The following is a 4,239-nucleotide window of genomic DNA, read 5'->3' on the forward strand; positions in this document are numbered from 1 at the left end:
TTTAAAGCAGAGCGGTGAAGTAGTTGGTAACAGAACACGTATTAAAGTAGTAAAGAATAAGATTGCACCTCCGTTCAAGGAAGCAGAATTTGATATTATGTTTGGACAGGGTATTTCAAAAGAAGGAGATGTTTTGGATTTGGCAGCTAATCTTGGAATTGTAAATAAGAGCGGTGCATGGTATGCATATAATGATGCCAAGATTGGTCAGGGACGTGAGAACGCCAAGACATATTTAAAAGAAAATCAGGATATTCTTGTGGAAATTGAAGAAAAAGTAAGAGTTCATTATGGACTGACAGAAGGTTCTGAGCAGGAAACACCGTTACAGGAAGCAATCACTGAGGAATAAGTGTGAAATAAAATCACTTCAAACTATTAATTAAGGAAGTGTGAAATAAAATCACTACAAACTATTAATTAAGGAATAGCGCAAGCCGGCTTGTGCTATTCAGGGGAATAAAGATGATTATTACGAATATAGAAGCGGTTACTAAAGCAAAGAGCCGTGTATATATCGATGAACAGCTTGCGTTTGTGTTATACAAAGGCGAGCTGTCTCGTTATAAGATAAAAAAGGATGAAGAGATCAGCGAAGAGACCTATCGTGAAATTATAGATGAAGTGCTGACTAAAAGAGCGAAGATACGGTGTATTTATTTACTGAAATCTATGGATCGGACAGAGTACCAGCTTCGTACAAAGTTAAAACAGGGCGGATATCCGGAAGAAGCTGTCAATACAGCAATTGAATATGTAAAGAATCTTCATTATATTGATGATAACCGGTATGCGCAATATTATATTGAAGGAAGAACCGGAACCAAAAGTAAGCAGCAGATCACACAGGACTTGCTGCGAAGAGGAATTTCAAAAGAGATGATTCAGAGTATCTATGAACAAAAGGAGCCAGAGGACGAGACTGAGCAGATCCGTAAATGGGTGGAAAAGAAGCGAGTAGATTTGGAAACGGCAGATCCGAAAGAGATTAACAGGCTTTATGGGTTCTTAATGAGAAAAGGATTTCAGTCCAGTGATATCAGTAAAGTACTCCGTGGAAGAGAATTTGATTAGAGACCGTTAAGCAGCGGTCTTTCTTTGTATCACAGGATTCTTCTATCGAAAATTTGTATTGAAATCAGGTAAGCGTTTTTTGATATTTTTCTTGATTTTTGAATAATTCGTGCTATACTAATTGTATGCAGATATGGTTCATCGGTAGAACGTTGGCTTCCCAAGCCGAAGAGGGGGGTTCGACTCCCCTTATCTGCTCGCAAAAGTGCCTGATATACAGGCACTTTTTTTAATTTGTGTTGCATTTTACCGGAAAAAATCGATAGAAAATCCTGTCAAAATCTTAGTTTTTTAAGCAAAAAAAGAAATTTGGTCAATGTTATAAGGTTTCTATGTTTTATGTTGACTTCTTTGTGAAAATAGTATAAAATTAGTATGTTGTATTTGTACAATGAAAATTAAATAAGGAGGTGCTCCTGTGCCGAGTGCAATGTGGTTTGTCATTGCTGTTGTAATCATAGTGATTATAGCTATTATTACTTGGTTTGCTGCGATTTCATATAGAAAGAAAATTGTCGAAGAAAAGATCGGCAGTGCAGAAGACAAAGCAAGAAAAATAATAGATGATGCATTAAAAGTTGCGGAGACGAAGAAACGGGAAGCTTTACTTGAGGCCAAAGAAGAGTCATTAAAGACGAAAAATGAACTCGACAAAGAAACAAAAGAGCGAAGAGCAGAGTTACAGCGTTATGAGAAAAGAGTACTGTCAAAGGAAGAATCGATTGACAAGAAAGCGGATGCAATTGAACGCAGAGAATCAGGATTAACAGCAAAAGAAGAAGAGTTAAAGAAAAAGAGTGTTGAAATTGAAAAGATTAGTGAAAAGAGAGTACAGGAACTGGAGAGAATCTCAGGCCTAACCTCCGAACAAGCAAAAGATTATCTTTTAAAAACTGTTGAAGATGAAGTAAAGAGCGATACAGCCCGTATGATTAAAGAAATGGAATGTAGAGCGAAAGAAGAAGCGAACAAAAAAGCAAAAGAGTACATTGTCACAGCCATTCAAAAATGCGCTGCAGACCACGTAGCAGAGACTACAATCTCTGTAGTACAGCTTCCGAATGATGAAATGAAAGGAAGAATCATTGGTAGAGAGGGAAGAAACATTCGTACCTTAGAAACTTTGACCGGTGTGGATTTGATTATCGATGATACACCAGAAGCAGTAATTTTATCAGGCTTTGATCCAATTAGAAGAGAAGTTGCAAGAATAGCACTTGAAAAATTAATTGTAGACGGAAGAATACATCCGGCTAGAATTGAAGAAATGGTAGAAAAAGCACAAAAAGAAGTAGAAGCGATGATTCGTGAAGAAGGTGAATCGGCTACTCTTGAGGTTGGTGTACATGGTATCCATCCTGAGTTAGTACGTTTACTTGGAAGAATGAAATTTAGAACCAGCTATGGCCAGAATGCTTTGAAGCACTCCATAGAAGTGGCACAATTGTCAGGTCTATTAGCAGGAGAAATCGGCGTAGATGTCAGAATGGCAAAACGCGCAGGTTTATTGCATGACATTGGTAAATCCATTGACCATGAAATTGAAGGTTCTCATATTCAGATTGGGGCAGACTTATGTAAGAAATATAAAGAGTCCGCAACCGTAATCAATGCAGTAGAATCTCATCATGGCGATGTAGAACCGGAATCCTTAATTGCATGTATTGTACAAGCAGCAGATACTATTTCTGCAGCGCGTCCAGGTGCAAGAAGAGAGACTCTGGAAACATATACAAACAGATTAAAACAGTTAGAGGATATTACAAATACCTTCAAAGGGGTAGATAAGTCTTTTGCAATTCAGGCGGGTAGAGAGATTCGCGTAATGGTAGTTCCAGATGTAATCAGTGATAATGACATGGTTCTCCTGGCGAGAGATATTTCAAAACAGATTGAAGCTGAATTGGAATATCCGGGACAGATTAAAGTCAGCGTTATACGTGAAAGCCGTGTAGTTGATTATGCCAAATAGGAATTCTGTATAACAGCTGCTATGCAGTATGTAACATAGTATATTCCGGATACGAAAAGAAGTACGATTACTTATTAATCTATGTGGTTATTATATAAAGTGTGTCACGATAATTTTATTATCTGTGATGCACTTTTTTAACTTTTAAAAGAACTTATCTATATAATGCATCCTGTCAGGAGGGAGGGATACACTTGGAAAAGAGGACACAAAAGCGAATGGGAATCCTGATTGGTATCTTATTCATATATGCAGCGTGTTTTTTAGCATATACCTTGCAGGAAGAAAAACAGTATAAGAACATAGAAAACGACTTAAAAAGGGTTTCCTTTACTGGAGTTTATGAGAGCAATACGGATTCTATGCCGAAAGAATACAAGGAAGGTACTCTGATCGATGCCAATGAGAATAGTAAAGTAACATTAAAAGGGCATTTTGACCAGGAGCTAAAAGAGAGTCAGGGCCTGTTGTTCCGTATCCCGAATATCAGGGTGAAAATTTATAAGGATAATAAACAAATTTATTCTTTTGGAGAACCTGAAACTTATCCCCGGTTTTCAAGGTCACCTGGAAATACCTGGGATATCTTCCGCTCTCCGGGGATTAAGACCAGTGACCAGATAAGAATTGAATTGGAGAATATTTATCCCAACAATGTGAAAACAGTATATCATCTTTTTATAGATCAGATATTGTCCGGAGACTCAGGAATTTTATTTCATGCGATTTTTCCCAAAGTGGGGTTATCAGTATTCCTGGGGGGAGGAGTTTTCCTGTTAGGGTGCCTGCTGCTGATTATCTTATTTTTCCTTTGGGTTATGAAAACACCTTTTTCCAGAAAGCCGTTATATTTTTCCTTTTTTGCTATGATAAGCGGATTGTGGTTTTTTTTTGATTTTAAAATGATTTCGTTGATCATTCCTTATAATGTATTTAATAATATATTGAGTATGATTTGCCTTTCAACAGTCATGCCGCTCTTTGGTATGTATATTATGGAATTTTTAAACAGTAAGACAAGGATACCAATTATACTAAGCATTTATGTGCAGATCGGATTTACGTTTTATTATCTGATTTGTCAGGGAAGAGGTGTCCATGATGGATATGATTTGCTGAACCCGCTTTTAATCATTATGGGAATGAGCATAATTATTATCTACGGTTGTCTAGTTTTTGAAACTGTTTTCAAT

At 37.1% G+C, this 4,239-nt stretch carries 3 protein-coding genes, 1 tRNA gene and 1 pseudogene; all 5 read left to right on the plus strand.

The features are described from left to right. Window positions 1–352 (plus strand): annotated as a pseudogene (locus ACH2DQ_RS21385) (DNA recombination/repair protein RecA); the annotation flags it as partial. 113 nt (window positions 353–465) lie between these two features. Further along, on the plus strand, window positions 466–1,074 hold the full coding sequence (locus tag ACH2DQ_RS21390; RefSeq protein ID WP_394913081.1) for a regulatory protein RecX: 609 nt from the start codon (window positions 466–468) through the stop codon (window positions 1,072–1,074). A gap of 127 nt (window positions 1,075–1,201) precedes the next feature. Then, window positions 1,202–1,272 (plus strand) — tRNA-Gly (locus ACH2DQ_RS21395). A 232-nt stretch (window positions 1,273–1,504) separates the two neighbouring features. Continuing rightward, window positions 1,505–3,046: a ribonuclease Y gene (gene rny, locus ACH2DQ_RS21400; protein ID WP_394913206.1), complete on the plus strand. Its 1,542-nt coding sequence runs from the start codon at window positions 1,505–1,507 to the stop codon at window positions 3,044–3,046. A gap of 194 nt (window positions 3,047–3,240) precedes the next feature. Next, the coding region (locus tag ACH2DQ_RS21405) for a hypothetical protein (RefSeq protein WP_395028259.1) at window positions 3,241–4,239 on the plus strand (999 nt) is incomplete at its 3' end.

The organism is Robinsoniella sp. (assembly GCF_034124845.1).